The organism is Streptomyces sp. MBT53, assembly GCF_016654115.1.
Taxonomy (GTDB): Bacteria; Actinomycetota; Actinomycetes; order Streptomycetales; family Streptomycetaceae; genus Streptomyces.
The window spans coordinates 41,261-66,490 of sequence record NZ_JAEQAZ010000021.1; the positions used below are offsets into that span (position 1 = coordinate 41,261).

The 25,230-nt window shown below is 69.5% G+C and carries 22 protein-coding genes; 6 read left to right on the forward strand and 16 right to left on the reverse strand.

Annotated elements, in window-relative coordinates; all coding sequences use genetic code 11:
- Window positions 1-3: 3 nt before the first annotated feature.
- Together JHN45_RS10815 and JHN45_RS10820 are read right to left on the reverse strand one after the other, a co-directional pair.
- On the reverse strand, window positions 4-1,077 hold the full coding sequence (locus JHN45_RS10815; RefSeq protein WP_236583548.1) for a pectinesterase family protein: 1,074 nt from the start codon (window positions 1,075-1,077) through the stop codon (window positions 4-6).
- Window positions 1,078-1,116: 39 nt separating this feature from the next.
- Window positions 1,117-2,796: a rhamnogalacturonan lyase B N-terminal domain-containing protein gene (locus JHN45_RS10820; RefSeq protein WP_201048836.1), complete on the reverse strand. Its 1,680-nt coding sequence runs from the start codon at window positions 2,794-2,796 to the stop codon at window positions 1,117-1,119.
- 187 nt (window positions 2,797-2,983) lie between these two features.
- Between JHN45_RS10820 and JHN45_RS10825 the strand changes: the two genes are divergently transcribed.
- The gene (locus JHN45_RS10825) at window positions 2,984-4,027 is read left to right on the forward strand and encodes a rhamnogalacturonan acetylesterase (RefSeq protein ID WP_201048837.1); all 1,044 of its coding nucleotides are present in this window, start codon (window positions 2,984-2,986) and stop codon (window positions 4,025-4,027) included.
- An 87-nt stretch (window positions 4,028-4,114) separates the two neighbouring features.
- Complete coding sequence (locus tag JHN45_RS10830) at window positions 4,115-5,824, forward strand: DUF2264 domain-containing protein (protein ID WP_201048838.1); 1,710 nt, start codon at window positions 4,115-4,117, stop codon at window positions 5,822-5,824.
- Here the strand turns inward: JHN45_RS10830 and JHN45_RS10835 are convergent.
- Window positions 5,769-7,343 carry a hypothetical protein gene (locus tag JHN45_RS10835; protein WP_201048839.1) on the reverse strand — a complete coding sequence of 525 codons (1,575 nt, stop codon included), beginning with the start codon at window positions 7,341-7,343 and terminating at the stop codon, window positions 5,769-5,771. The two genes, JHN45_RS10830 and JHN45_RS10835, sit on opposite strands and share 56 nt — an antisense overlap.
- 170 nt (window positions 7,344-7,513) lie before the next feature.
- Between JHN45_RS10835 and JHN45_RS10840 the strand changes: the two genes are divergently transcribed.
- Window positions 7,514-7,936, forward strand: a complete 423-nt coding sequence (locus JHN45_RS10840; RefSeq protein WP_200714391.1) for an NUDIX hydrolase — start codon at window positions 7,514-7,516, stop codon at window positions 7,934-7,936.
- On the opposite strand, the gene JHN45_RS10845 is transcribed toward JHN45_RS10840, so the two are convergent.
- From JHN45_RS10845 to JHN45_RS10855, 3 genes are all read right to left on the reverse strand, one after another.
- Window positions 7,923-8,648: a hypothetical protein gene (locus JHN45_RS10845; RefSeq protein WP_201048840.1), complete on the reverse strand. Its 726-nt coding sequence runs from the start codon at window positions 8,646-8,648 to the stop codon at window positions 7,923-7,925. The genes JHN45_RS10840 and JHN45_RS10845 overlap by 14 nt on opposite strands.
- 22 nt (window positions 8,649-8,670) lie before the next feature.
- Entirely contained in the window at window positions 8,671-10,002 is a 1,332-nt protein-coding gene (locus JHN45_RS10850) for a hypothetical protein (RefSeq protein WP_307783070.1), read from the reverse strand.
- 218 nt (window positions 10,003-10,220) lie between these two features.
- Complete coding sequence (locus tag JHN45_RS10855) at window positions 10,221-10,802, reverse strand: TetR-like C-terminal domain-containing protein (RefSeq protein WP_201048841.1); 582 nt, start codon at window positions 10,800-10,802, stop codon at window positions 10,221-10,223.
- A 125-nt stretch (window positions 10,803-10,927) separates the two neighbouring features.
- On the opposite strand from JHN45_RS10855, the gene JHN45_RS10860 reads away from it, so the two are divergent.
- The 3 genes from JHN45_RS10860 to JHN45_RS10870 all read left to right on the forward strand — a co-directional run bounded on the left by JHN45_RS10860 (window position 10,928) and on the right by JHN45_RS10870 (window position 14,177).
- Entirely contained in the window at window positions 10,928-12,208 is a 1,281-nt protein-coding gene (locus tag JHN45_RS10860; protein WP_201048842.1) for a YhgE/Pip domain-containing protein, read from the forward strand.
- 80 nt (window positions 12,209-12,288) lie between these two features.
- On the forward strand, window positions 12,289-12,906 hold the full coding sequence (locus JHN45_RS10865; RefSeq protein WP_201048843.1) for a helix-turn-helix transcriptional regulator: 618 nt from the start codon (window positions 12,289-12,291) through the stop codon (window positions 12,904-12,906).
- Entirely contained in the window at window positions 12,903-14,177 is a 1,275-nt protein-coding gene (locus JHN45_RS10870) for an MFS transporter (protein ID WP_201048844.1), read from the forward strand. Before JHN45_RS10865 ends, JHN45_RS10870 begins: the two co-directional genes overlap by 4 nt.
- 68 nt (window positions 14,178-14,245) lie before the next feature.
- Here JHN45_RS10870 and JHN45_RS10875 read toward each other — a convergent pair whose 3' ends face one another.
- The 10 genes from JHN45_RS10875 to JHN45_RS10920 form a co-directional block, all read right to left on the reverse strand.
- A complete protein-coding gene (locus tag JHN45_RS10875; protein ID WP_201048845.1) occupies window positions 14,246-14,740 on the reverse strand; it encodes a PASTA domain-containing protein in 495 nt (164 codons plus the stop codon).
- The gene (locus JHN45_RS10880; protein ID WP_200714378.1) at window positions 14,737-15,306 is read right to left on the reverse strand and encodes a SigE family RNA polymerase sigma factor; all 570 of its coding nucleotides are present in this window, start codon (window positions 15,304-15,306) and stop codon (window positions 14,737-14,739) included. The genes JHN45_RS10875 and JHN45_RS10880 overlap by 4 nt, the downstream gene beginning before the upstream one ends.
- A gap of 90 nt (window positions 15,307-15,396) precedes the next feature.
- Window positions 15,397-16,197 carry an ABC transporter permease gene (locus JHN45_RS10885; RefSeq protein ID WP_201048846.1) on the reverse strand — a complete coding sequence of 267 codons (801 nt, stop codon included), beginning with the start codon at window positions 16,195-16,197 and terminating at the stop codon, window positions 15,397-15,399.
- Between the two features lie 5 nt (window positions 16,198-16,202).
- The gene (locus tag JHN45_RS10890) at window positions 16,203-17,006 is read right to left on the reverse strand and encodes an ABC-2 family transporter protein (protein WP_200714380.1); all 804 of its coding nucleotides are present in this window, start codon (window positions 17,004-17,006) and stop codon (window positions 16,203-16,205) included.
- Between the two features lies 1 nt (window position 17,007).
- A complete protein-coding gene (locus tag JHN45_RS10895) occupies window positions 17,008-18,036 on the reverse strand; it encodes an ATP-binding cassette domain-containing protein (protein WP_307783071.1) in 1,029 nt (342 codons plus the stop codon).
- A 34-nt stretch (window positions 18,037-18,070) separates the two neighbouring features.
- Window positions 18,071-19,228, reverse strand: a complete 1,158-nt coding sequence (locus JHN45_RS10900; RefSeq protein ID WP_201048847.1) for an MFS transporter — start codon at window positions 19,226-19,228, stop codon at window positions 18,071-18,073.
- Complete coding sequence (locus tag JHN45_RS10905; RefSeq protein ID WP_201048848.1) at window positions 19,225-22,080, reverse strand: glycoside hydrolase family 2 TIM barrel-domain containing protein; 2,856 nt, start codon at window positions 22,078-22,080, stop codon at window positions 19,225-19,227. Before JHN45_RS10905 ends, JHN45_RS10900 begins: the two co-directional genes overlap by 4 nt.
- Before the next feature lie 27 nt (window positions 22,081-22,107).
- Window positions 22,108-22,977 carry a carbohydrate ABC transporter permease gene (locus tag JHN45_RS10910; protein WP_201048849.1) on the reverse strand — a complete coding sequence of 290 codons (870 nt, stop codon included), beginning with the start codon at window positions 22,975-22,977 and terminating at the stop codon, window positions 22,108-22,110.
- Window positions 22,974-23,942: a carbohydrate ABC transporter permease gene (locus JHN45_RS10915; RefSeq protein WP_201048850.1), complete on the reverse strand. Its 969-nt coding sequence runs from the start codon at window positions 23,940-23,942 to the stop codon at window positions 22,974-22,976. The genes JHN45_RS10910 and JHN45_RS10915 overlap by 4 nt, the downstream gene beginning before the upstream one ends.
- 20 nt (window positions 23,943-23,962) lie before the next feature.
- Window positions 23,963-25,228 carry an ABC transporter substrate-binding protein gene (locus JHN45_RS10920; RefSeq protein WP_201048851.1) on the reverse strand — a complete coding sequence of 422 codons (1,266 nt, stop codon included), beginning with the start codon at window positions 25,226-25,228 and terminating at the stop codon, window positions 23,963-23,965.
- Window positions 25,229-25,230 lie beyond the last annotated feature (2 nt).

The window sequence follows — 25,230 nt, forward strand, 5'->3', positions numbered from 1 at the left end:
CTGTTACCGGACCGGATTCCAGCCGTCCGTGCCCGCCAGGTACTTCTGGGCCGTGTAGTTCGCGGCCTGGGAGTCGGTGAGCTGCGGGCGGTTGGAGTTCACCGTGGCGCCCGCGCCGGTGTTCCTGTACTCGAAGAAGCGGGCGTTCTTCCACGAGTAGCCGCTCATGTCCGTCCAGGGCCCGGCGATCTTCACGGCGGCGGGCAACGAGGTCTGCCGGACGACCAGTTGGCCGACCGCGTCCGCCGTCGGGTGCCAAGGGCGGCCCAGGTAGTAGGTGTTGGCCGCCGCCGAGCTGGTCACCGAACTGCCGGTGACGAGGATGCCGTACGTCTTCGCGGAGCTGGTGTTGGGCGCGGAGAGGAAGCCATTCAAACCACCTGCCGCGGCGCCCGAGTTGCGCAGCTGGATGTTGACCCGGTCGTAGACGGCGGTGGCGTTGCCGAAGACGAAGTCGACGTCGCCGGATATGAACGACGAGTAGAAGTACTGCCGGTACTGCCCGGTCGACGAGGGCGACCAGTTGAGGACGGTGTCCTGGCGGCTGATGAACCGGTCGTTGGTGAAGGTCTGCCGGTCGCCCTGCGCGGTGATCGCGACGGCCTGGGTGTCCGTGATGTCGGGGTGGGCCGCCTTGTCGAAGGTGTTCTGGACGGTGATCCCGGTGACGGTGAGGCCGCTCGCCGAGAACGTGGCCACCGAACTCCCCAGCGTGCCGTACTTGTTGCCACTGGCGTCGGTGTAACCGGCGGCCCGGTCATAGGTGATGACGACGTCCTCGGCGTTGCCGGTGGCACCCTGGATGGTCAACCCCGTTTTCCCGGAAGGGACGTTGACGATCTCGGCGTAGGTGCCCTTCGCCACGGAGATCGTGTCGCCGGCGGCCGCCGCGTTCACGGCGGCCTGCACGGTGGTGAAGCGGCCCGAACCGTCCTTGGCGACGGTGATGACGGTGGCGGCCCGCGCCTGGGTCACCAGCGACACCGCGACCAGCCCGAGGGCGGCCGCGGCACCGGTCGCCACGGCGGCGGCTCGACGCCGGGCGGGGGAGCGGCGATGCGTGTTCGGCTCAGTCATGCCTACAAGTCGCCGTCCCCTGCCCGGAGGTTGCCGCCCCTAGGTGAGAAGGTCGATCGCGTCGATGGACGTGCCCGCGCTCAGATAGGCCGTCGACCCCGAACCGCTCGCCACATAGATCTTCAGCGTGTTGTACGCGCTGCTGTCCGTCAGCCAGGCCGACGCCGGAACGCTGTACGTGAACGTGTAGTTGTTGCCCCGGTACGACCCCACGGTCAGCGACCGCGTGCTCGGCTGCGTGGGTGGCGACGGGACGGCCGAGGTCCAGGTGTCGTTGACGACGACCTGCGGCCGGCCGTTCGCGTACGCGGTCGTCACCCCGATGCGCAGGGTGTGCGCGGCGGCGAGTTGGGCGGCCGTCAGCTTGAAGTACACGATCAGGCCGCTGTTGACGTCCTTCCAGAGGTAGCAGGGGAACGCCGAGGTCTCCGTCCCGCTGCCGATGACGACATTGCCGGTCCAGGTCGCGGCCCGTACGTCCGAGGGATGGGCGTACGTCATCAGGTCCGCGTTCTTGAACCCGCCGGGCGTGCCGTCCCAGTTGCCGATCCGCCAGATCGCGCTCGCGTTGGACGGGTCGTTCGAGGACGGGATCGCGATGCTGTTCAGCGTCGTCGTGCCGCCCGCCGTGACCGCCACCGACCCGGTGTAGACGGCGAGTTCACCCTTGAAGACGGTCAGCGTGTACGTCCCCGGCAGGACTCCGGTGATGGAGAAGTAGCCGTCCGAGGCCCGCGCCGAACCCCAGTACTGGGCCGCCGAGTTGGCGAGCCCGACCGTGTACGCGTACGCCGTGTCCCGCCCGGTGATGCCGACGCCCGCCACCCGGCCCCGGCTGCCGGAAGCCACGTACCCGGAGATGCCGAGCGAATCGGCCCACGAGGTGGTGAGGTCGGCGTGGTACAGCGAGGACGCGGGCGCCCCGCCGTCCGTGAACGCGATGACGTACGGCCCCTGGAGACCGAACCGCTGCGCCTCCGTCTGGTTCTCGCCGTAGTACAGGATCTCGTACAACCCGCCGCCGTCCGCGCTCTGGTGGCGCAGCAGGGAGCGGTAGAACGGGCCGCCGGACGCCTTCTCGTGGTTGCTGCGCACGATCCACAGGCCGACGCTGCCGGTGGTCCAGCCGATGTAGTCGTAGTCGATGACGCGGTTCTTCGAGTAGTGCTTGGAGCGGGTCTGGCCGTCGGACTTGGCGAAGACGTCGGCGGACTCGATGGTGGTCGGCGCGTAAGTGTAGGAATCCGGCTGGTCGTTGAGGAACAGGCCGGCCTTGACGCGCACGATGTAGCGGGTCGCGCTGACGGAGTCGTCGGCCTTGTTGGTCCAGAGGTAGACGTTGTTCTCGCCGCTGCGGGCCGCGTAGTAGTGCTTCAGCGTGCCGTACGCGACGGAGATCAGGATCGTCGTACCGGACTGGGCGATCGTCACGGTGGAGGTGCCGAGGCCGGACTCGACGTGCGAGTTCTTGCCGCCGTAGCCCTGGTACTCCGTGCCCTTGTAGACCAGCGAGGTCAGATCGCCGTTCGTCTTGCTGACCTTGAAGACCAGGCTCGCGCCGGTGTCGACGACGTAGTTCGAGCCGTCGTCGGTGTAGCCGAAACTCGCGGCCGAGGCCGTCTCGGCGAGCGGCCCGGCGAGCGCCGCCGTACCGGCCACGGCCGCCGTGCCGAGGACGAAGGTGCGGCGACGGACCGGTCTGTTCACAGAACCGGACATGGGGGTGCCTCCTTCGGGAGGTGGGGGTGCGGGTGCTTTGGAGGGTGACAGTTGAATCGATTTCGCGAAAGGGCTTTCGCAGCCCAGGAGTTGGCGATGATGCGAAAATCGGCACAGGTCTAGAAAGCGCTTGTCCAGAGCGGTACGGTCCACCGCCAGGCCATGTCGTCGGACGGAGGAGCCACGGATGAGACGTTTCAACATCGCGCTGCTGGCCGCGGTGACCCTGAGCACCGCCCTGTCGGCCGCACCCGCACAGGCCCACGACCGCACGCCCCCGCTCGGCATCGCCAACTGCACTGCCACGGCTTGCCACTTCGACGTTCCGCCCGGTACCTACGACGTCACGGTCCGCCTCGGCGGCGAGTCGGCCGCGAGCACGGCGATCACCGGCGAGACCCGGCGCTCCCTGCTCCCCGAGACGGCCACCGAGGCGGGCCGGACGGTCACCCGCAGCTTCACCGTGAACGTCCGCACCCCCGAGGGCGAACCCACCGGCCCCGACGGCACCCCCGGCCTCGACCTCACCCTCGGCGGCACCGCCCCGGCCCTCGCCGACATCAGGGTCACCCCCGCCCGGCGTGCCCACCAGATCATCCTGATCGGCGACTCCACGGTCTGCGACCAACCGGGCGACCCGTATTCCGGCTGGGGCCAACAGCTCCCGCAGTTCCTGCGCAAGGGCGTGTCCGTCGCCAACTACGCGGATTCCGGGGAGAGTACGGTCACCTATCTGGAGAATCCCCTGCTCTGGGGGACGGTCGAGCCGCTGATCCGCCCCGGTGACCTGGTCCTGGTCCAGCTCGCCCACAACGACAAGACGACCGACGAGGCCACGTACAGGGCGAACTTGGAAACCCTTGTAACGGGTATACGGGACATGGGCGGTCGTCCTGTTCTGGTGACACCGATCGTCCGACGCTGGTTCAATGCCGACGGCACACTGAACAACGGCACAGCACTGCTGGTGAACGGACTCGGCGTGGACCTGCCGGGCGTCATCCGCTCGGTCGCCGCCGCCGAGGGGGTAACACTGATCGATCTCACGGCGCAGACCAAGGCGCTGGTGGAATCGCTGGGAGTCGAAGGCTCCAAGGCGATCTATCTCTACAACGAGAAGAAGGACAACACGCACACCTCCGTGCACGGTGCCACGGTGTACGCGGGCCTGGTCCGCGACGCACTCGTCGCCGGGCATCTGCTGCCGGAGGACCGGGTACGGGTGGGTTGAGACCCGAAAGACCCCTGGGGCGTTCCGACCGGAACCGGGGCGCCCCAGGCTTCACCCGCCGCACCCGTCGCCCGTGAGAGTGAGCCGATGCAACTGCCCGCCGACGACCGCGAGTCGAGCCCCCGCACCGGCTACACCCGCGCCCACTGGGAGACGGCCGCCGACGCCCTCCTCGCCGCCGTGGAGCCGTACGCCACCGAGGACCGCGCGCTCTACCACCTCCCCGGCACCCACACCAGCTGGTCCGGCAGGCTCTCCGACGGCCTGGAGGGCTACGCACGCACGCTCCTGCTGGCCGCCTTCCGCCGCGACGAGACGGCGCTGGAACGCTACGCCGACGGACTCGCCGCGGGGGTCGCGGGCGTCTGGCCCCGCATCGAGGACCGCAGCCAGCCCCTGGTCGAGGCGGCCTCGATCGCCCTCGCCCTGCGCCTCACCCGCCCCCTCCTCTGGGACCGCCTCGACGAGCCCGTACGACAGCGCGCGGCGGCCTGGCTCACCGACGCCCTCACCGCCCAACCCTGGCCCTGCAACTGGGAGTTGTTCCCCGTCACGGTCGGCGGCTTCCTCCAGGACATCGGCCACGAGCCCGAGGCCTCCCGCAAGGCCATCGACCGAGGCCTGTCGCGCATCGAGGACTGGTACGTCGGCGACGGCTGGTACACCGACGGCGACGGCCGCAAGTTCGACTACTACAACGGCTGGGCCATGCACCTCTACCCGGTCCTGCACGCCTGGCTCGCCGACGACCCCCGACTCCTCGACCTCTACGGCACCCGCCTGGAACGCCATCTCGCCGACTACGCCCGCCTGTTCGGCGCCGACGGCGCCCCGATGCACCAGGGCCGCTCCCTCACCTACCGCTTCGCGACGACGGCTCCCCTGTGGCTGGGCGCGCTGACGGGCCGTACACCACTGGCACCGGGGGAGACACGACGACTGGCCTCCGGGGCGCTCCGCTATTTCCTCGACCGGGGCGCGGTCGACGACCACGGCCTGCTCACCCTCGGCTGGCACGGCCCCAATGAGGCGGTCCTGCAAGGCTATTCGGGCCCCGCGTCCCCGTACTGGGCCAGCAAGGGATTCCTCGGCCTGCTCCTCCCACCGGACCACGAGGTGTGGACGGCGGTCGAGGAACCGGGCCCGGCGGAACGATCGGACGCGACCACGGCGATCACACCCGCCAACTGGCTTCTCCAGTCGACGAGTTCGGACGGCCTGGTCCGCCTCCACAACCACGGCAGCGAGGACGTCCGCTACGACCCGTACTACACACGCCTCGCCTACTCCACGGCTACGACGCCCTCGTCGTCGTACGACAACAGCGTGTTCGTGGGCGGGGATCCGACCCGGACGGAGATCGTGCCGTTGGGGGTGGGGGAGGGGTGGGTTGCTTCCCGGCACACGGCTGCCTCCGGGGCCCGGGTGACCAGCGTGGTGATGGCCGAGGGCGCGGTGGAGGTGCGGGCGCATCTGGTGGTGGGCGCTGCCCCCGGGACGCCGGTGCGGGTCACGGGCTGGTCGGCGGAGGACGACGGACTGCGCGCCGAACTCGTGTCCCTGCACGGCCTGTCGGACGGAGAGGGTGCCGTCGGCGACGGGCCCACCCTGTTCGTCGCCCTGGTCCGGCTCACCGGCGAGCCGGACCCCCGTCCCCTCGCGGAACTGGTGTCCGTGGAGGTCGACGGGGATCACGGCCTGTCCGTCCACTGGGCCGGCGGCCGGCGGACCGACTACCGCTTCACGGAGTCAGCCGGGCGATCCGGAGGCTCGTGGCGGTCGGTGACGCCCCGTTGAGCGGGCTCGCGTAGGTCGGGGTGACCGGTGCGTATGCCCAGGTCAGCGTGCCGTTCTTCAGGACCGCCAGGTCGCCGGTGATTCGGGTGCTCACCACCTTGTCCGCGCTCTGGAACTTGCCGTTCCAGTCGATGAGCCGCAGGTGCGTGCCCGTGAAGGTGCCGGTGCAGGTGCCGGCCGCGCACTTGGCACCCTTCAGGGACTCCCAGGAGACCAGGAGACGGTCCTTGCCGTAGGGCGCGATGTGCACGTTGACGTTCTCGGTGCCGGCCGCGCTCGTGAGGTAAATCGCCTTGCCGGGGCCGGAGTTGCGGTTCGCCATGAAGGCGACGGCGACCTGGTGGGTGCTCGTCCTCGGGGTGACCGTCCAGCCGCGGCCGCTGGAGTCGGCGGAGTTCTTCTTGGCCGAGGCGGCACCGCGGGAGGCGAAGGCGGTGGCGTACAGGCCGCCCGCCGACTTGACCAGGTCGCCCGTGCGGCCGGGGAAGGTACCACCGCAGTACCCTGCCCAGCACTGCTCGCGCTGCACGACCGGCGCGACGTCCGGGGCGCCGATCCCGGTGGAGACGAACAGGCCCGAGCGCCAGTCGTCGAAGCAGAGCGAGGTGAACGCGCCGGTGGTCTCCGCGTGCAGCGCGATGCCCTCGTTGTGGCTGCAGCCCCAGCTCCAACCACCGCTCAGCTTCGCGCCCTTGGCGCTGATGTACGCCAACTTGTCGCCGAAGTGGCCGTCCGCGAAGCCGCCCGCGCCGTGGACGACGAAGTACGCGCCGTACTTGGTGCCGTTCCAGGTGAGTTGGCCGTCGAGACCCGGAGAGGTGTCGTTGGAGGCGGTGCCGGTGAGCTTGGTGCGGAAGGTCTGCCTGCCGTTCGTGTAGCGGATGATCGCGGCGGCCGTCTCCTTCCACTTGTTGGTGTCGGCCACCCGGGTGAGCAGCGCGAAGCCGTCGTTGTGCGCGACCAGACCGCCGACCTCCTTGGCACCCTTGACGACCGTGTCGGCGCCCGAGCGCACTCCGGCGGCGTTCAGCGGGGTGACATGGACTCCGTCGGCGGCCGGCCAGGCCACGCGCAGGGTGCCGTTCGGGGCCACCGCCGTGCTCGTACGGGTCCATTGGCGGGTGTTGTTGTAACCGGCCGTCAGATAGGGGAACTTGGCGGCGAGCGCCACCGTGGTGCTGGTCGGGGTGAGCGTGCCGGTCACGGTCTTGGCGGCGGTGGCCGGAGTCTTCGCGACCGCCTTCGGGGTGGACTTCGCGGGGGAGGCGGTCGGGGTCGTCGTGGCCGCGGTGGATGCGGAGCCGTCGGCGCCGGCGTCGTCGGACGGGGACGCCGAGGCGGTCGTCGTCCCGGCCGCGGTCGAGGTGCCGCTTCCGCCGCTGCCGCTGTCCGTCGCCGCGGTCGCGTACCACGCGCCGCCCAGCAGGGCCGCGACGGCGAGCGAGCCCGCGAGCGGCTTGCGGGCGATGCGGCGGGAGTCGCGGCGACGGTGCGAAGTGGTGCGTCTTGCGTTGGTCATGCCCCCAAGTCGCCGCCCGCGCGAAGGAGGTTGCCGTGGTGCCTGTCGCAATGTTCTGGAGGTGAGACCGGCTCCACAGACCGGGCGGGCGGATCCTGGTACGTTGGATGCTTTCCTGGGTATCAGACCCTTTGGACTCATCTCCGGCGAGGGACCGAGGAACCATGACCATGGACCCCGGCGAGAAGCGGCTGGCCGCCGCCGTCGTGATGGACGACGACGGGCGCGTGCTTCTGGTGCGCCGCAGCGCGACCGAGCGATTCCTGCCCCGGGTGTGGGGCGTGCCCTGCGGGAAGCTGGAGCCGGACGAGCACCCCGAGGACGGGGCGCTGCGCGAGCTCAAGGAAGAGACCGGGCTGCTCGGCGAGATCGTCCGCAAGATCGGCGAGTCGTCTTTCGTCAGCGAGTATCAGGGCCGCGAGACCAAGAACTGGCAGGACAACTTCCTGGTCAGGCCGCTGTCGTCGCAGATCACCCTCCCCGAGCCCGACCAGACGTACCGGTGGCTCCGGCCGTCCGAGCTGGCCGACTCCGGCCTCGACATCGACGCGTACAACCTGGACGTCGTACAACAGGCCCTCACGAACTTCTGAGCGATTCCGCGAGATCGTTCAACGCGCCGAGATAGTCCTTCACATCGAGCGGCACCTTCGCCACCGCGCCCGGATGCGGGCCCGCGACCGTGAACACATCGGTGTGGCGCCGCCGCTCGGCCCCCGTCTCCAGGAACAGCGTCACGGTCGGTGCGTCCGTGTCGCACCAGGCCCGGTGCAGGACATTCGCCGGCAGGGCGTAGGCGCTGCCCGCCGCGTACTGGCCCACATGCGTCAGCCGCAGTCGCGCCGGTCCCGTGGGCCGCAGCGTCCAGTCGGCACTGCGCCCGGCGAGGGACTCCTCGTACCGGTCCGCCGTGATCCCGCCGTCGCCGCGCGTCTCGTACAGCTCCATCGCGAGCCGCCCCCGGACCACGTAAGAGGCAAGCGGGGAACGGTGGTTGTGGATGTCCTCCGCGCCGATCGCCGCCACGTCGGGATGCCAGAGATGCGCGCGCAGCATGTGGCGGGGGCCGCCGTCGATCAGCAACAGCTTGTCGAAGCCCAGGACATGACGGTACGACAGCCCGGCGCAGTGCTCGGGATCGCCCTCACCGGAGGCGAGTTCGGCCACCAGCTCCAACAGCCGCTCGGGAGAGCCCAGTTCGGCGATGACGGCACGGGCCGCGGTCACCGTCTCGTCGTCGGACAGGTCGCCGTCCAGCGCCTCGGTCAGCAGCCGTCGCGCCGCCAGGATCTGCCGACCACCCATGCACTCACTCCCCAACTCGCCGTCACACCGGCCTGGTTCGAGTATCCGGCGTATCCGGTCTGTACATCCATACGGCATGTGCGCGCAGCGCCGAAAGCCCCTGATAGGTCATCCAGATCGGCTGGCGCAGTTCCTCCGTCGTCGTGAACATCGCCCCGTCCCGGCTCCAGGACCAGATCCCGTCGGTCTGCGCCGCCCACACCGCGCCCGCCGCCCCGTTCAGCCGCTCCTGCCAGGCCTCCTCCAGGCCGTCCTCCCGGGCGATCTCCAGGGCGCCAGGGGTGAGCAGGGCGCGCAGGATCCAACTCGCGGTGAAATGGCGGACGTTCAGCACCTCGTGGTGCGAGGAGTCGTCCGGGTGGCGGCGGCGCACCTCCTCCCGCAGGTTCGCCAGATCGGCGCAGGCGTCGTGCGCCGTCGCGGGGCAGGCCAGCAGCCAGCGCACCCCGTCCTCGCGCACCGCACGCTCCACCGGCCCCTCGCCCAGCACCCGGGCCGCCCGGTCCAGGGCGACCACGGCCTGCGCGGTGTGCACGGCGGAGGGCTGGGCGGGCTGCCGGGCCGGGTGCACGGCCCATGGCAGCACCCCCAGGCGGTGGCTCCAGCAGCGGCGGTGCTGACGCTGCGGGTCGGAGAGCGCGCCGTCGACCAGGGCCTCCCGCAGCACGGGCAGGATCGGCGCGTCCGGTGCCGCGCGCAGCAGCCCCCGCATCACGGTGGTCACGACATGGGTCAACGCCCGCCCCGTACTGTCGAGTTCGGGAGTGAACCCGGCCTCGCAGCGCGCCACCTCGTCCGCCAGCCGCTCCCGCGAGGCGCCCGCGCGGGCCAGCGCGCCCAGCACCATCGCGGTGACCTCCGGGCGGGCGACCGCCCCCTGCGAGCGGGCCGACCAGCCGCCGCCCTGCAGCCGTAGCCGCCACAGCGTGTCGATGAGATCGCCGGTGTGCAGCCGTCCGTCCGGCACGCCCAGGTCCAGCACGATGTGCAGGCCGTACGCCGTGGCCAGCGAGGTCGGCCGGGCCGGGCCGTCCAGCTCCAGGAGGGAGTGCGGCCAGCCGATGAGACGGCCGCGCACCGGGTCGTCGACCTCGGCGACCTGGGCGACGAGGGTGTCGTAGGCCGAACCGAACACCTGTGGCAGCGGGCCGGGGACGGCCGGTGCCGGGGGAGCGGGGGCGGTGAGCGGTGCGGGTCCGGACGTGCGGGCCCGGAGCAGGGCCGCCGCGAGCCAGGTCATGCCGGCCGTGGCGAGGCCGCTCAGCCCGGCGATCAGATACTTGGCGGGCGCTCCGTCGATCGAGTCGGGCAGCACCTCGAACAGGAACTGGAACACCGCGTATCCGGCGGCCACGCATCCGAACCGGCCCAGCCAGCCCACGAACCGGGCCGGCGGACTCCCGCCCTGCGGTACCGGACCGGGTGTTCCCGGCGCTCTCAAGGGACCACGTCCGAGCTGCTGTTGAGACAAGTCGCGCTCCCTCCCCCCAGGGTGGCACGTGGCATTCGCGAAGCTTCCAGTCTAAGTGGTCAGCGGTGCACCTGGGGCGCGGACCGGAACGAGCGTCTCCGTCAGCCGTCCGCGGCTTCCCGGGGCCAGTGCGTCAGGGCCGTGTGCAGCGCGTCGACCACCCGCTCCCACGATCGCCGAACGTCACGCGGCGCGCCGAAGCCGCCGCCGGATTCCAGGGCGCAGTAGCCGTGGAACGTACTGCGCAACAGGCGTACGGCGTCGGTGAGATCGGGCTCCTCCAGGCCGTAGGCGCGCAGCAGGCCGTAGGTGATGTCGGCGGTGCGGCGCAGGGCGGGGGAGGCGGCGACCAGGGACTGGTCGATACGGATCTGGGTGGCCGCGTACCGGCCCGGGTGCGCCAGGGCGTAGGCCCGGTACGCGTCGGCGAACGCGGCCAGCGCGTCCCGGCCGGAGCGGCCCTCGACCGCGACGGCGATCCGGTCGACCAGCTCGCCGCCCGCGAGGAACGCGACCCGGGTGCGCAGATCCTGGAGGTTCCGGACGTGCGAGTACAGGCTCGCGTCCTTCACGCCGAAGCCGCGGGCCAGCGCGGACAGGCTGACGTTCTCGAAGCCGACCTCGTCGGCGAGGTCGGCAGCCGCCGCCACGACCCGGTCGGCGGTGAGTCCCGCACGCGGCACCGTGGACCACCACCTCTCCGTGACCTGCGAAAACCGTGGAGGCCAGAGTAGTCGTAGGCAACAAGTGGGTGTCCGCCGTGTTTCCACACCGCCGCCACCGGATTCCGGCACCAGACTTGACCACCATGGACGACGACTCCGGCACCCCCGCCCCCACCGGCCTCCGCGCCACCGCACTCCTCGGCCGCCCCAAGCTGTGGCTCATCCCCACCGTGCTGACCGGCCTGCTCGCGCTGCTGCTGTCCCTGCTCTACATGGGCGGCATCGTCAACCCCAACCGCGAGCTGAACGACCTGCCCATCGCCCTGGTCAACAGCGACACGGGAAACCCGCTCCCCGGCCAGCGGCAGAACCTGGGCACCCAGATCGCCCACTCCATCGTCACCGACACCAGCAGCCGTGCGGCCGGCTGGCGACAGCTCACCAGAGCCCAGGCCCAGCAGGAACTCGACTCCGGCAAGGTCTACGGCGCTCTTGTCATCCCCGCCGGCTTCACGGACTCCGTCGCCGCGCTGACGACCACGAACGCCACCGCCCGGCCCACGATCACTGTGCTCACCAACCCCGGCAAGGGCAGCCTCGGCTCCTCCCTCGCGAGCAAGATCTCCACGACCGTGGCCCAGAAGGCCTCGCTCACCATCGGCAAGCAGCTCATGGCGGCAGCCGCGAAGGCCGACTCCACGCAGAAGCTGCTGCTCGCCGACCCGGTGCGGATCGCCACCCAGGTCGGCCACCCCATCGGCAGCAACAGCGGCATCGGTCTGACCGCCTTCTACTACACCCTGCTGCTGGTCCTGGCCGGTTTCATGGGCGGCAACGTCATCAGCAACGGCGTCGACACGGCTCTCGGCTACGCCGACAACGAGATCGGCCCCTGGCACACCCGCCGCCCCACGGTCCCGATCAACCGCACCCAGACACTCCTCCTGAAGATGGTCATGACGGCCGGCATCACCCTCCTCAGCGTCTCCCTGATCATGCTCGCCAGCGTCAGCATCCTCGGCATGGACGCCACCCACATCCCGCTGCTGTGGATCTACTCCTACTGCGCGGCCCTCGCCGTAGGCCTGGGTGTCCAGGCGATCAACGCGGCCTTCGGCGGCATCGGCCAGCTGGTCTCCATGTTCGTGTTCATCGTCCTGGGCCTGCCGTCCTCCGGCGCCACCGTCCCCCTCCAGGCCGTCCCCGGCTTCTACCGCTTCCTCTCCCACTTCGAGCCCATGCGCCAACTCAGCGACGGAGTGAGGGCGATCCTCTACTTCGACGCACGCGGCGACGCGGGCCTGACCCGCGCCTGGACCATGATCGGCGTCGGTACGGCCATCGGCCTGCTCTTCGGATTCGCGATGGTCAGGTACTACGACAGGAAGGGCCACAAACGCCTGACCCCGCAGCCGATGGCCTGAGGGACCTGAAGCGACGTCTCAACTGGCCTGCCAGATCTGAGAGTTGACTCTCAGGCTTTCTGAGAGAACACTCTCGGACCATGGATTCCGGCAATCGCTTCGGCGACATGGAGATATCCGACCCGAAGACCATGCGGGCACTGGCCCACCCCGTGCGGCTCGCCATCCTCGAACGCCTTCAGCGCTACGGCCCGGCCACCGCCTCCCGGCTCTCGCCGCACGTGGGTGCCACCCCGTCCGTCACCAGCTGGCATCTGCGCCATCTCGCCGGCTTCGGCCTGGTCCGCGACGCCGAGGGCGGCACGGACCGGCGGGAGCGGCGCTGGGCGGCGGTGGCACGGGGCTTCCGGGTCGCGATGCCGGAGGACACCGACGACACGGAGGGCTGGTCGGCCGCGCGGGTGCTGGCCGGGGAGATGTTCGCGCGCAACGCCGACCTGCCCCTGCGCTGGCTCACCGAGACGGCGCCCGGCCTTGAGCCCGAATGGTCGAGGCTGGCCGCCGCGAACAACACCCGGATCGTGGTGACGGCGGCCGAACTGGCCGCGCTGAAGGACGCGTTGGAGGCGCTGATCGCGCCGTACGTCATCCGCGAACCGGACCGACGACCACCGGACGGCCGGGATGTCCGCCTGCTGATGTACGCGCTGCCGGAAGCGGCGGGGGACGAGAACCATGACGCGGACCCGGCGGAGTGAGCGGCCGTCGGATCACTCGGCCCGCGCCGGACTCGCTGTGGCGGGATCGCCGCTTCGTACGGTTCTGGTGCGGCCAGTCCGTCTCCCAGTTCGGTGACCGCGTCTCCGAACTGGCCCTGCCCTTCATAGCGGTCGGCGCGCTGCGGGCCTCCGCGAACCAGGTCGCCTGGCTGACCGCCCTGGCCTGGATCCCGAACCTGCTCGGCCTGTTCCTCGGCGCCTGGGTCGACCACCGCCCCGGCAAACGCCGACTCATGCTGCTGGCGGACCTGTTCAGGGCCGCCGTACTCCTCACGCTCCCGATCGCCTACGTCCTCGGCACGGTGACGCTGGGTCAGCTGTACACGGTGGCACTGCTGACCGGCACGGCGGCCGTCGTGTTCAACACGGCCTACTCGTCCTTCTTCGCCCACCTCGTACCGCCGGAGTCGTACGTCGAGGCGAACAGCGGGCTCAGCGCGAGCAGATCGGTGTCCTTCATCGCCGGCCCGGCGGTCGGCGGCGGCCTGGTCCAGGCGTTGACGGCACCGGTCGCGGTGCTCGCGGACGCGCTGTCGTTCGTGGCGTCGGCGATTCTGGTCGGCCGCACACGGGTCGACGAGCCGCTGCGTGAAGTCTCGGCGGGCCCTTCGTTGGTACGGCGTGCGAAGGAGGGCCTGGCCTTTGTGCTTCACGAGCCCGTCATGCGCGCGGGCCTCCTGTGCGCCACGACCGTCAACTTCTTCACGTTCCTGTCGGGCACCGGCCTGGTCGTCCTGTTCGCCGACCGGGCTCTCCAACTCTCCCCGGGGGCGATCGGGTTGGCGTTCGGCATCGGCGCCACGGGCGGCCTCCTCGGCGCGGTGGCGTCCCCCGCGATCGCCCGCCGGATCGGCATCGGCCGCAGCATCGTCGTAGGGGCCGTCCTGTTCCCGGCCCCCTTCGCCCTCGTCGCGGCGGCGACCGGACCGACCTGGACCCGCCTCGGCATCCTGGGCGCCGCCGAGTTCCTCTCGGCCTTCGGCGTCATGCTCTTCGACGTCAACCTCAACTCGCTCCAGGCATCGGTCGTCCCGGACAACCTGCGCAGCCGCGTGGCCGGCGCGTACAGCACGGTCAACTACGGGGTACGCCCGCTGGGAGCACTGGTCGGCGGTGAAGTGGCCACGCTGATGGGGTTGAGAGTGACGCTGGTGGTCGCGGCGGTCGGGGGAGCGCTGTCGGCGGTGTGGTTGGTTGCTTCACCGATACCGGGGATACGGGTGCTGAAGCCGGCGTCCGACCGGTCCTGAGCGGCTCGCGCGCGCACGCCCAGGACCGGGTCCTCAACCGGCCGAACCGATCGGACCGGTCGACTCGGTCAGCCCGCGCAGAGCTTCACGTTCACCGTGTCGCCCTTGACCACGATCTTCGGGCTGTGGGGAGTGAGCTCGACGACCGAGGTCGGCTTGCAGCCGGGGCTGACCACCTTGACGATCGTGCCGAGCTTGAGCTGGGCCTTCTCGAACTGGCCCTTCGCCGTGGCCAGATCCTGGCCCGTGAGGTCGACCGCGATGGGCTCCTTGGTGACGCCGCCCAGGAGGAAGGTGGCCTTCGCGTGGTCGACGGCGGTGGCGGCCGGCGTCGTCTGCGAGGTGCTGCCGGAGATGGAGGCCAGCGCCGAGCCGCCGCCGGCCGCGATCAGGACCGCGGAGAAGGCGGCGACGAGGGTGGCCCGCCTGCGGCGGGTGCGGTGGACCATACCGACCGTGTCGAAGGCCGGGGAGTCGGTGGAGCGCGCGAAGTCGTTCATGGCGTTGATGAGTTCCTCTTCGAAAGGTGTGCAGCCGGAGGACCGCGGGTCGTACGAACTCATCGGGTTCCTTCCGTGAGCTGCTGTGGTGAAGGGGCGGAGAGTGTGGGGAACTGGCTTCTCAACTGGCCGATTCCGCGAGCCAGTTGGGAACGCACGGTGCTCTGCGAGATCTTCAGGTCCGCCGCTATCTCGGCGTCGGACAGATCGTGGAAGTACCGCAGCACCACCACCGTCCGCATCCGCATGGGCAGTTGCTGCAGAGCGCGCACCAACTGGTCACGGCTGTCGATCCGTCCGTACTCGTCACCCGGCGCGGCAGGCTCGCCGTCGACCGGGTGCTGAGCCGTACGGCGGAATCTTCGCCAGCGGTCGTTGGCGAGGTTGACCATGATCCGTCGTACGTACGCGTCCGGGGCGTCCTTGGCGCTGATGGTGCGCCACTTGCGGCAGGTCCGTTCCAGGGTCTCCTGGACCAGGTCCTCGGCCGCGTCGCGGCTGCCCGTCAGGACGAAAGCGCCACGGAACAGCGCGGCCGACCGGGCGGCGACGAATCCATGGAAGTCTCCCTCCGTCGATCCAACTCCGTTGTCTCCCGCGTCCGTTGCCCACTTGGCTGCCAGATCCACACGCTCCTCCCTTCCTGTCACCCCTCCTCGACGGGAAAGCCCATGGATCTGCTGCACGGCGATGACGTGACCTGGGTCACGCCGTCGCGGTCACCCGTTCACCCCCGTGTAGTTGCTGAGGCTCCACCGCCACAGCAGCCGCGCCCCGAGATATGTCACCAGGCCCACGAGGGGTGAGCCCGCCGCCAGCCAGTACGGCACCCCGATGTCGTGGCCGTGCCCGGTGAGTACGGCCGCCGGGAGGAAGGCGACGAACGCGAGCGGAAGGCCGTAGGTGAGGAAGCCGCCGACCGCGCGGGGCAGGACGTTCAGCGGGTAGTTGCCGAAGGTGCCGAGGAGATCCTCGATCCAGCGGCTCCAGTAGTCCGCGGACGGGAAGCGCAGGGAGGCGGAGGCCACGGTCGTGAAGAGGGCCGCTTCCACGAGCATGCCGCCGATGAGCGCGGCGATCAGATACGCCATGCGGCCCGCGTTCCAGTCCAGGTGGCTGCGGCTGAGCGCGCCGACCATGAGGCCGCCGGCCACCGTGAGGTCGCCGATCGCGTTGGTGGGGAAGTACTCCAGCTGCGCCTGGCGATGGACCGGCATCGGCCGCACGAGGTAGATGTCGATGCGGCCTTCCTGGATGTACCGGCCGAGGCCGTGCATCCGGCCCAGGAACAGCACCATCAGCCCGTGCGCCATCATCCGTGTCGCCGGGATCAGCAGTACGTCGGAGCTGTCCCAGCCGCCCATTCCGGAGAACCGGGTGAGCAGCACCGTCGCGAACACGATCACCGACACCTGCCAGATCGCGCCGATCGCGATCATCAGCAGGAACTCGGTGCGATATTCCAGCTGGGCACGGAAGTTGAGGCGCGTGATGCGCCATACGATCCGGACGGCTTTCATTCGACTCAACCTCCTTGGGCCACGACTCGACGGGCGGCGCGCCGCCACAGGAACCGGGTGAACAGGGACAGGACCGCCACCCAGACCGCCTGCAGGGCGATTTGGGCGCCCGCGTCGGACAGCGGGACGCGGCCCACGTAGATCGAGAGCGGCACGCTGAGCGTCGCCTGGAACGGCAGGAAGCGGCTCATCGTGATGAACCAGTCCGGGAAGAACCACAGCGGCGCGTACACACCGGACAGCAGGTTCTGCGCGAAGATCAGAATGAGCATCGCGGCCCCGTTGCGGAGCGTCCAGAAGCACAACTGGTCGATGAGGAGCATGACGTAGTAGAGGACGAGCTGGCCCAGCAGCATGCTCAGTGCGAACACCCCAGCCACCGCCGGTGACTTGGGCGGTTCCACGACCCCCGCCGCGAGGCACACGACATATCCCGTCAGCGCCCAGGCCAGCCCGTACAGCTGCTCGCCGAGCGCCCGCAGCGCGTAGTAGCGCTGGGGCGGCAGCGGGCGCAGATACCAGTAGATGATCGTGCCGAAGTGCATGTGCTGCAGGACCGTGTCCCGGCCCGCGTACTGGTCCAACTCCCGCAGCCGGGAGGCGAGTACGGCCAGTACGGCGTACGTCACCGCCTGGTCGCGGGTGAGTCCCGCGGTGGTGCCGGTCTGGGAGTAGAGGCCGCGCCACAGGGACGCCACCAGCACGATCTGCACCGTCAGCCGGAGCAGGGCGGCGGTGATGCGGGGCGGGGCCAGGAGTTCGCCGAGCGGGGTGACACGGGCGGCGCGCCAGGCGTGCAGGGCGGCCATCTCAGGTCTCCTCGGCGCGCGGGCCGGCCTGGACGTACGCGGCGCGCATCACGTCCTCCAACTCCGCCTCGTCCATGGCGATCTCGGTCACCTCGTACCGCTCGATGACCTGTTTCAGCGCCTGGTGGACGGTCGGTCCCTCGGTGCCGTCCGGGCCGAAGACGAGCTGCGGTCCGTCCCGCCGCACCAGCGCGATGCCCGGCAGGGACTCGGCCTCGGCATGCGGATCGGCCAGCGTCGCGCGGATCTGCCAGGTCGAGCCGAACTTGCGGCGGATCTCGTCGAGGGTGCCGTCCAGCACCAGCCGGCCGTGGTTGATGAGGACGACCCGCTCGGCGAGCCGGGCCACCTCGGTCATGTCGTGCGTGGTCAGCAGGACCGTACGGCCGCGCTCCTCCACCTGATGGCGCAGGAACTCGCGGACCTGTTCCTTCACGACCACGTCCATGCCGATGGTCGGCTCGTCGAGGAAGACGACCGGCGGGTCGTGCAGCAGCGCGGCGGCCAGGTCGCAGCGCACCCGCTGGCCGAGGGAGAGATGGCGGACGCGGGTGTCCCAGAACGACGACAGTTCGAGGAGGTCGTCGAACTCCCGCAGGCGGGCCGCGTGTTGGGCCTTCGGCACCTCGTAGATGTCCCGCAGGATCGAGAACGACTCGCGTACCGGCAGGTCCCACCACAGCTGGGTGCGCTGCCCGAACACCGCCCCGATGTTACGGGCGTTGCGCTCCCGCTCCTGGTACGGCACCACGCCCGCGACCCTGGCCTCCCCGGAGGTGGGCGTCAGGATGCCGGTGAGGATCTTGATGGTGGTGGACTTGCCGGCGCCGTTCGGGCCCAGCAGGGCGAGGAGTTCACCCGGGGCGACGTCGAACGTGACGTCGGAGACGGCGTGCTTGGGCACGCGGTCCGGGTTGACGAGCGAGCGCAGGCCGCCGACGAAACCGGGGCGGCGCACGGTGGTGTGGAAGGTGCGGGACAGCCCCCGGACCTCGATCTGGTTCGCCGTTCGCGTGGTGCTCGCGTTCACTCGGTCAGCCTTCGCGTGAGCAGGAACAGGGCCTTCATGATGCGGACCTCCTCGTCAGTCGGATCAGCCGGAGCGTCGCCAGCAGCGACGCGCCCGACATGGCGGTCAACAGCCAGGGCACCGCGTGGATCCCGGCGGCCTCGATCCCGACGCCGAGCAGCGGTGGAGCCGCCACCCCGCCGACGTTCGAGGCCGCCATCACCCACGCCCCGGCTCGCTCGGCCTGGGGGAGCGCCCTGTTGAGCCAGGAAAGTCCCGTCGGGAAGACCGGTGCGATGAACAAGCCAACACCGGCGTACGCCACCGGTGCCACTCCTTTAACCAGCGTCAACAGCAGACACACCGTCATCCCGACCGCGCACACCGCGAGGATGCGCTCGGGGGAGTACCGCAGGGTGATCGGCACGACCAGGAAGCGGCCCACCGTCATCATCAGCCAGTAGACCGAGGTCGCCGACGCGGCGACGGCCGCCGTGTAGCCGACCGTCTCCAGATGCGTGGGCTCCCAGCCGCCGACGCTCGCCTCGACCGCCACGTTGAGGATGTAGAGGACGAGGAAGCCGACGAGGACCCGTGACAGGCCCAGGCCGACGCCTCCCTTCTCTGCTGGTGGAGCGTCAGATACACGTGTACGTACGCCACTTGAGCCCGCGAACGCCAGCACCGCCGCCAGCGCCGCGCACACGCCGAACGCGTACGGGTAGTCGTCCGGACCGAGCCAGGCCACCATCACCGGGCCGAGCACCGCGCCGATGCCGTAGTGGGCGTTGAGCACGTTCAGCATGGCGGTGGAACGGTTGCCGAAGCCGACGGCGAAGAGCTGGTTGAGGCCGTAGTCGATGCCGCCGAAGCCGAGCCCGCACAGGAACGCGGCGGCCAGCGCCAGCGGCCAGTTCGGCGCCAGCGCGAAACCGGCGCCGCCCGCCGCCATCAGGCCGTAACCCCACACCAGCAGCGCCCTGTTGCTGATCCGGGAGTGGACCGCGTTGAAGGCGAGCACACCGGCGACCCCGCCCGCGAAGTGCAGGCTCAGGCCGAGCCCGGCGGCGGACGGGGAGAGCCCGAACTCGTGGCGCAGGCCAGGTATCGCGGGGCCGTACAGGGCCTGGATCATGCCGATGAGGACGAAGCCGACGCAGGACGCGACCGTGGCCGACCGGCTGAAGAGCCGGTCGGCCACAGGCGATTTCACGGCCGTGCCGAGAACACGAAGGAGAACTCGGCGGGTTCGGCGTTCAGGAAGTACTGCGGCAGCGGCCCCGGGCCGCAGGACTGCGAGCCGATGCCGTGCTGGCCGTGGTCGAGGTTCACCCACACTGTGTCACCGGGCGTGAGGTCCGTGCGGTGGGCGGCGGCGTCCAGCTGTTCCGTCGTCCAGCGGCGGGCCGTGAACCAGAATTCCGGGTCGCCGTCGATCCGCAGCCCGCCCAGCTCCGCCCAACGGACGTCCGGGCGGGCGCCGTTCTCCTGCGGACGGACGTAGGGCGTCTGGAGCGCGTCGACCGTGGACTCCCAACGACCGAGCAGCGAGGCCGACTTGGTGTCCGGGTATCCCTCGCCGGGTCCGCCGCCGAACCACTTCACCCGGTCGGCGCCCGCGTCCAGCCCGAAGCGGATGCCGAGCCTGGGCAGCGGTACCGTCCAGTCGCCCTCGGGTGCCACGGACACCGTCAGCCGCAGCCGCTCGCCGTCCGAGGTCCAGCGGTACACGGTGGCGAGCCCGATCTCCCAGGCGGCCGGCGCCACCCGGGTCCGTACGGTCAGCGCGTCCTCGCCCAACTCCACGCCGTCCAGGCGGTGTCGCATCCGGTGCAGGCCCAACTTGCGCCAGAGCAGGCCGTAGCGGATATCCGTCTGCCAGGACGCGCCGTCGTCGTTGTCCGTGGTCGCCCGCCACACGTCCAGGCGGAGACCGGTGACGTCCACCGCGCCGATCGTCTTCAACTCGCCGGTACGGGCGTCGAAGGAGGCCGGGCCGAGAGTGATCCGCCGCTCGCCGAGGACGGGGGCGGAGGTGGCGGAGACGTACGGCAACGGGCGCGGGGTGACCGGGATCCGGCCCCAGCCCACCACATGGCCGGCCGTAGCCCATGCGGTGTCGGCCGCCAGCAACGCCCTTACGGTCCACTGGGATTCGGCGCCGTCGGACTCCACGGGCGGTGCGGGCAGCTTCACGTCGGCCGACTCGCCCGGTGCGAGCGGCGGCACCGTCAACGGGCCCGACTCGACCGTCTCGCCGTCCACTTGGTAGGACCACTGGAACGCGAATGCGGACAGGTCGGCGAAGTCGTGCTTGTTGGTGACCCGTACGGAGCCGCCGTCGGGGCTGTCGATGGAGACCGGCTCGACGACCTTCTTGTACTCGATCAGGCCGGGGGAAGGGACGCGGTCCGGGAAGAGCAGGCCGTCACAGACGAAGTTCCCGTCGTGCAGCTCCTCGCCGAAGTCGCCGCCGTAGGCGAAGCCGTAGCGCTCGTCCTTGATGCCGTGGTCGATCCACTCCCAGATGAAGCCGCCCTGGAGCCGGTCGTAGGACTCGAAGAGGCGCTGGTAGTCGGCGAGTCCGCCGGGGCCGTTGCCCATGGCGTGGCCGTACTCGCAGAGGATGAAGGGGAGTTGACGGCGTTTGTGGGTGCCGCCGTCCAGGTGCCGGCCGATGCGCTCGACCTCGGCGTGGGAGGCGTACATCCGTGAGTAGACGTCCGTGTCACGGCAGTCGATGTCGCCCTCGTAGTGCACGAGACGTGAGCGGTCACGGGCGTGGATCCACTCGGCCATGGCGGTGAGGCCGCGACCCGTGCCGGCCTCGTTGCCCAGCGACCAGATGACGATCGACGGGTGGTTCTTGTCCCGTTCGACCATGCGGGCCGCGCGGTCCAGCAGGGCCGGTGTCCAGCGTTCGTCGTCAACGGGGTTGTCGCGCCAGGCCTGTTCGGTGAAGCCGTGGGTTTCGAGGTCGCACTCGTCGATGACCCACAGTCCGTACTCGTCGCACAGGTCGAGGAAGTCCGGGTGCGGCGGATAGTGCGAGGTACGGACCGCGTTGATGTTGTGCCGCTTCATCAGCAGCACGTCCTCCCTCATGGTCTCCAGGTCGAGGGCGCGACCCTTCTCCGGGTGCCACTCATGGCGGTTGACGCCCTTGAAGAGGATCGCCTTCCCGTTGACCTTGATCAGGCCGTCGGAGAGTTCGACGGTGCGGAAGCCGATGCGGAGCGGGACGCGCTCGCCCTCCGTCGTCAGCAACCCGTCGTACAGATAAGGGAGTTCGGCCGTCCACGGCCGCACCGGCACGGTGACGGACTCGCCGGTCGCGACATCGATGTCCAACGCGGGCACGGTGATCCGGCCGTCGACGTCGGAGTCGACGCGCAGGGTGCCAGCGCCGCCGAGATGGTCGTAGGAGGCGTGCACGAAGAAGTCGAGGGCGCTGCCCGGCGGGCGGTGCAGCAGGGTGACGTCACGGAAGATGCCGGGCAGCCACCACTGGTCCTGGTCCTCCAGGTACGAGCCCGCCGACCACTGGTGGACGCGGACGGCCAGCACGTTGCCGCTGGGCTTGAGCAGGTGCCCGACCGCGAACTCGTGCGGCAGCCGGGAGCCCCTGAACTCGCCGATGTCCGTGCCGTTCAGCCAGATCCGGGCGCAGGACTCCACGCCGTCGAAGCGGAGCACCGCCCCGCCGTCCGAGGGCCACTCGGACGGCAGGTCGAAGACACGGAGGTGGTCACCGGTCGGGTTCTCGGTCGGGACGTGCGGCGGGTCGACCGGGAAGGGGTAGAGGTGGTTGGTGTAGATGGGGGAGCCGTGTCCTTGCAGGACCCAGTGGCCGGGGACCGTGACCTCGGCCCAGTCCCCGGCGTCGTAGCCCTCCTCGGCGAACGAGTCGTCCTCGGCGTCGGCCGTCGCCGACACACGAAGACGCCAACTACCGTTGAGGGAGAGTGACTTCGCGTCCGAGGACGCGTACCGGGCACGGGGCGGGAGAGCGCCGCTGCCCGGCGAGACGTCTTCGAGATGGTCGACGGCGGTGCTGAAGGACATGGATCTCCCGGTGGTGAGTGGCGGGTGTCAGCCCTTGATTCCGGTCTGCGCGATCCCCTGCACCAGCCAGCGCTGGAGGAAGAGGAACACGAACACCAGGGGCAGGATGGAAACTGCGGTGGCCATGAAGATGAGATGGAAGTTGACAGTCTGGTTCGTCATGAACGACGACAGGGCGATCTGCACGGTCCAGGAGTTCGGGTCCTGGCCGATGACCAGCGGCCACAGGAAGGCGTTCCAGCCGCTGATGAAGGTGATCGTGGCGATCGCGGCGAAGAAGTTCAGCGAGTTGGGTACGACGATCCGCCAGTACGCGCCCCAGTAGCCGAGTCCGTCCACGCGTGCCGCCTCCTCCAACTCCTTGGGGAACCCCAGGAAGTACTGCCGGAAGAGGAAGCAGGTGAAACCACTGAAGAGACCCGGGATGATGAGACCCCGGTAGGTGTCGACCCAGCCGAGGGACGAGACGAGGACGAAGCTCGGCACGAAGGTGACGGCCGTGGGCACCATCAGGGTCGCCAGGACGAGGTAGAAGACCTTGTTGGCGTGCTTGTAGGGGATGCGGGCCAGGCCGTAGCCGGCGAGCGAGCAGACCAGCAGAGTGCCCACGGTCATCAGGACGGCGACGACCGTGGAGTTCCACAGGGAGCGGCCGAACTGGACGGTGGGGTCGTCGAACAGTTCGGAGATGTTGCCCCATTGGAAGGAGGGCAGCAGCTTCCAGTTCTCGCCGGTGATCTCCGGGTCCGTGGAGAGGGAGTTGCGGAGGATCAGATAGAAGGGGAGCAGGAAGAGCAGGGCGGCGACGCTGACGGCGACGTACAGGCCCGTGTTGCCGAGGACGCCTCCGCGCTTCTTGCGGCGGTTCTTGTTCAACTGCGGTGCGGTGGTGGTCACTTGGACTCCTCACCCCTTCCGAAGCCCATGAACTTGCCCTGGGCGAGGGTGACGATGCAGATCAGCAGGGACAGGATGACGGCGCCCGCGCTGCCGGCGCCGTAGTCCTGGTTGGTGCCGAGGGCCGCCTTGTACAGCTCCATGAGCGGTGTCTGGGCCCAGGTGGCCTTCTGGCCGATGATGTTGAAGAACTCGTCGAACGCCTGGTAGGCGGCGACGAGGAGCAGCAGGACCACCGCCGTGGAGGTGGCGCGGAGTTGGGGCAGCGTGATGAACCGGAAGGTCTGCCAGCCGCGCTTGGCGCCGTCGATCTCGGCGGCCTCGTACAACTCGGCAGGGATGTTCTGGAGCGCCGCCAGGAACAGGATCATGTAGAAGCCGGCCTGGATCCACAGGCGCAGGCTCACGATGACCAGCCAGTACCAGGGCGGACTCGGGTCGGCCAGATAGGCGATGTTGTCGACGCCGAACCAGCCGAGGACGGTGTTCATCAGGCCGAAGCGGACCCCGCTGAAGATGGACATCTTCCAGATCAGTGCGGCGGCGACGTACGACACGGCGGTCGGCAGGAAGAACACCGACCGGAAGAACGCCCGCATGAACCGCAGTTGGTTCACCAGCAGGGCCAGCCCCAGCGACAGCGCCCAGGTGGTCGGCACGATGAACGCGGCGAACACCGTGAACGTCAGCAGCGATTCGGGGAAGTTGCTGTTGGTCAGGATCTGCTTGTAGTTGTCGAGCCCGATGAAGTGGCTCGGCGTGACCGTGTAGCGGGCGTCGAAGAAGCTGAGCCAGATGCTCCATCCGATGGGGACGAAGACGAAGATCACCAGGCCGATGAGGAACGGGCCGGTGAAGAGCCAGAAGTTCAGGGTGGCGCTGGACCGCAGGCCCCGCCGCGGCCGGGCCTGTGAGGCCTTGGCCGCGGCGGGCTGGGCGACCCCGCGCGTGGTGGTGGTCGACATGTCGGGTTCCGTCCGCCGGCCTATCCGAACAGCTTCTTGAGTTCGACGTCGACCTTCTTGTCGCAGGCGTCGAGCGCTGCCTCGGGGTTGCCGTTTTTGCGGACGGAGTTGGCGATCACGTCGTTGAACGCGGTGATCATCACCTGGTCGAAGCCGATGTTGTCGAAGTGGCCGTAGTCGGTGAAGAGCTTGACGGCCTCGGCGGGCAGGCCCGACTTGAGCTTGGTGGCAGACTGGGCTATCGAGCTGCGCGGCGGGATGTGGAAGCCGTAGGACAGCGCCCAGTCCTCCTGGTACTTCTTCTGGTCGATCCACAGCCACTTGACGTATTCCTTGGCCGCGTCGACGTTCTTGCCCTTGGCGTTGACGTAGATCGACCAGCCGCCGTTGTAGACCGACAGCTTGCCGGCGCTGCCGATCTTCGGGAACGGGAAGATGCCGAGGTCGTCGCCGAGCGCCTTCTGCATGGCGGGCATGGACCACATGCCGCCCCACTGGATGGCGCAGAGGCCCTGGTCGAGCGAGGACGGGTCCCAGAAGTCGGTCGGGGCGTCCAGCAGCACGTGACCGCTGGTGAACAGGGTCCGGAGCTTCGTGAGGCCCTCGACGACGCCGTCCGTGTGATAGCCGATCTTGTTGTTCGCGTCGAGGGTCTCGGCGCCGGCCGAGAAGATCAGGTTGTTCTGGATCGCGGTGAAGTCGTTGCCGAGGAAGACGCCCTTGACCTTGCTCGTGGTGAGCTTGGCGGCGGCCTCCAGCAACTCGTCGAGTGTGGTGGGGACGTCGACCTTGGCCTTCTCCAGCATCGACTTGCGGTAGTAGAAGAACTGCGGGTCGTCGATCATCCGGATCCCGTAGATCTTCCCGTCGACCGTGTGCGACTTGATGTCGGCCGGGTTGAAGTCGTCCTTGACCGGATCGATGATGTCGCTGAGGTCGGCCACCTGACCGCTCTTGACCAGCTGCAACTGCGGGTGGAACTCGAAGACGTCGGGTGCCTGCTTGGTGAGCAGGGACGAGAAGAGCTTGGCCTCGAAGTTGTTGCCGGTGATCCAGTTCGTGGTGACGTCGGCCTTGGTGTACGCCTTCGCGTACCGCTTGATGGCCTGTTCCGTGCCGGCCTCGCCGTACGCGTGGAAGTACTGGACGAGGTTCGTGCCCGAACCACCGCTCCCCCCACGCCCGTTGTTGCCGCCGCACGCGGCCAGCGTGCCGGCCGCGGCCATCCCCGCGGCCGCCCGGAATATCGATCGGCGGGAAAGGTTGCTGTTGCTCATTGCCGACATGG

What these genes read in the sequence shown, in the direction of transcription:
- JHN45_RS10840 (WP_200714391.1), top strand. Translation starts at nt 7,514, where the DNA reads ATGGACCCCGGCGAGAAGCGGCTGGCCGCCGCCGTCGTGATGGACGAC.
- JHN45_RS10905 (WP_201048848.1), bottom strand. Translation starts at nt 22,080, where the DNA reads ATGTCCTTCAGCACCGCCGTCGACCATCTCGAAGACGTCTCGCCGGGC.
- JHN45_RS10890 (WP_200714380.1), bottom strand. Translation starts at nt 17,006, where the DNA reads ATGGCCGCCCTGCACGCCTGGCGCGCCGCCCGTGTCACCCCGCTCGGC.
- JHN45_RS10860 (WP_201048842.1), top strand. Translation starts at nt 10,928, where the DNA reads ATGGACGACGACTCCGGCACCCCCGCCCCCACCGGCCTCCGCGCCACC.
- JHN45_RS10835 (WP_201048839.1), bottom strand. Translation starts at nt 7,343, where the DNA reads ATGACCAACGCAAGACGCACCACTTCGCACCGTCGCCGCGACTCCCGC.
- JHN45_RS10820 (WP_201048836.1), bottom strand. Translation starts at nt 2,796, where the DNA reads ATGTCCGGTTCTGTGAACAGACCGGTCCGTCGCCGCACCTTCGTCCTC.
- JHN45_RS10885 (WP_201048846.1), bottom strand. Translation starts at nt 16,197, where the DNA reads ATGAAAGCCGTCCGGATCGTATGGCGCATCACGCGCCTCAACTTCCGT.
- JHN45_RS10915 (WP_201048850.1), bottom strand. Translation starts at nt 23,942, where the DNA reads ATGTCGACCACCACCACGCGCGGGGTCGCCCAGCCCGCCGCGGCCAAG.
- JHN45_RS10825 (WP_201048837.1), top strand. Translation starts at nt 2,984, where the DNA reads ATGAGACGTTTCAACATCGCGCTGCTGGCCGCGGTGACCCTGAGCACC.
- JHN45_RS10830 (WP_201048838.1), top strand. Translation starts at nt 4,115, where the DNA reads ATGCAACTGCCCGCCGACGACCGCGAGTCGAGCCCCCGCACCGGCTAC.
- JHN45_RS10875 (WP_201048845.1), bottom strand. Translation starts at nt 14,740, where the DNA reads ATGAGTTCGTACGACCCGCGGTCCTCCGGCTGCACACCTTTCGAAGAG.
- JHN45_RS10845 (WP_201048840.1), bottom strand. Translation starts at nt 8,648, where the DNA reads ATGGGTGGTCGGCAGATCCTGGCGGCGCGACGGCTGCTGACCGAGGCG.
- JHN45_RS10815 (WP_236583548.1), bottom strand. Translation starts at nt 1,077, where the DNA reads ATGACTGAGCCGAACACGCATCGCCGCTCCCCCGCCCGGCGTCGAGCC.
- JHN45_RS10865 (WP_201048843.1), top strand. Translation starts at nt 12,289, where the DNA reads ATGGATTCCGGCAATCGCTTCGGCGACATGGAGATATCCGACCCGAAG.
- JHN45_RS10920 (WP_201048851.1), bottom strand. Translation starts at nt 25,228, where the DNA reads ATGTCGGCAATGAGCAACAGCAACCTTTCCCGCCGATCGATATTCCGG.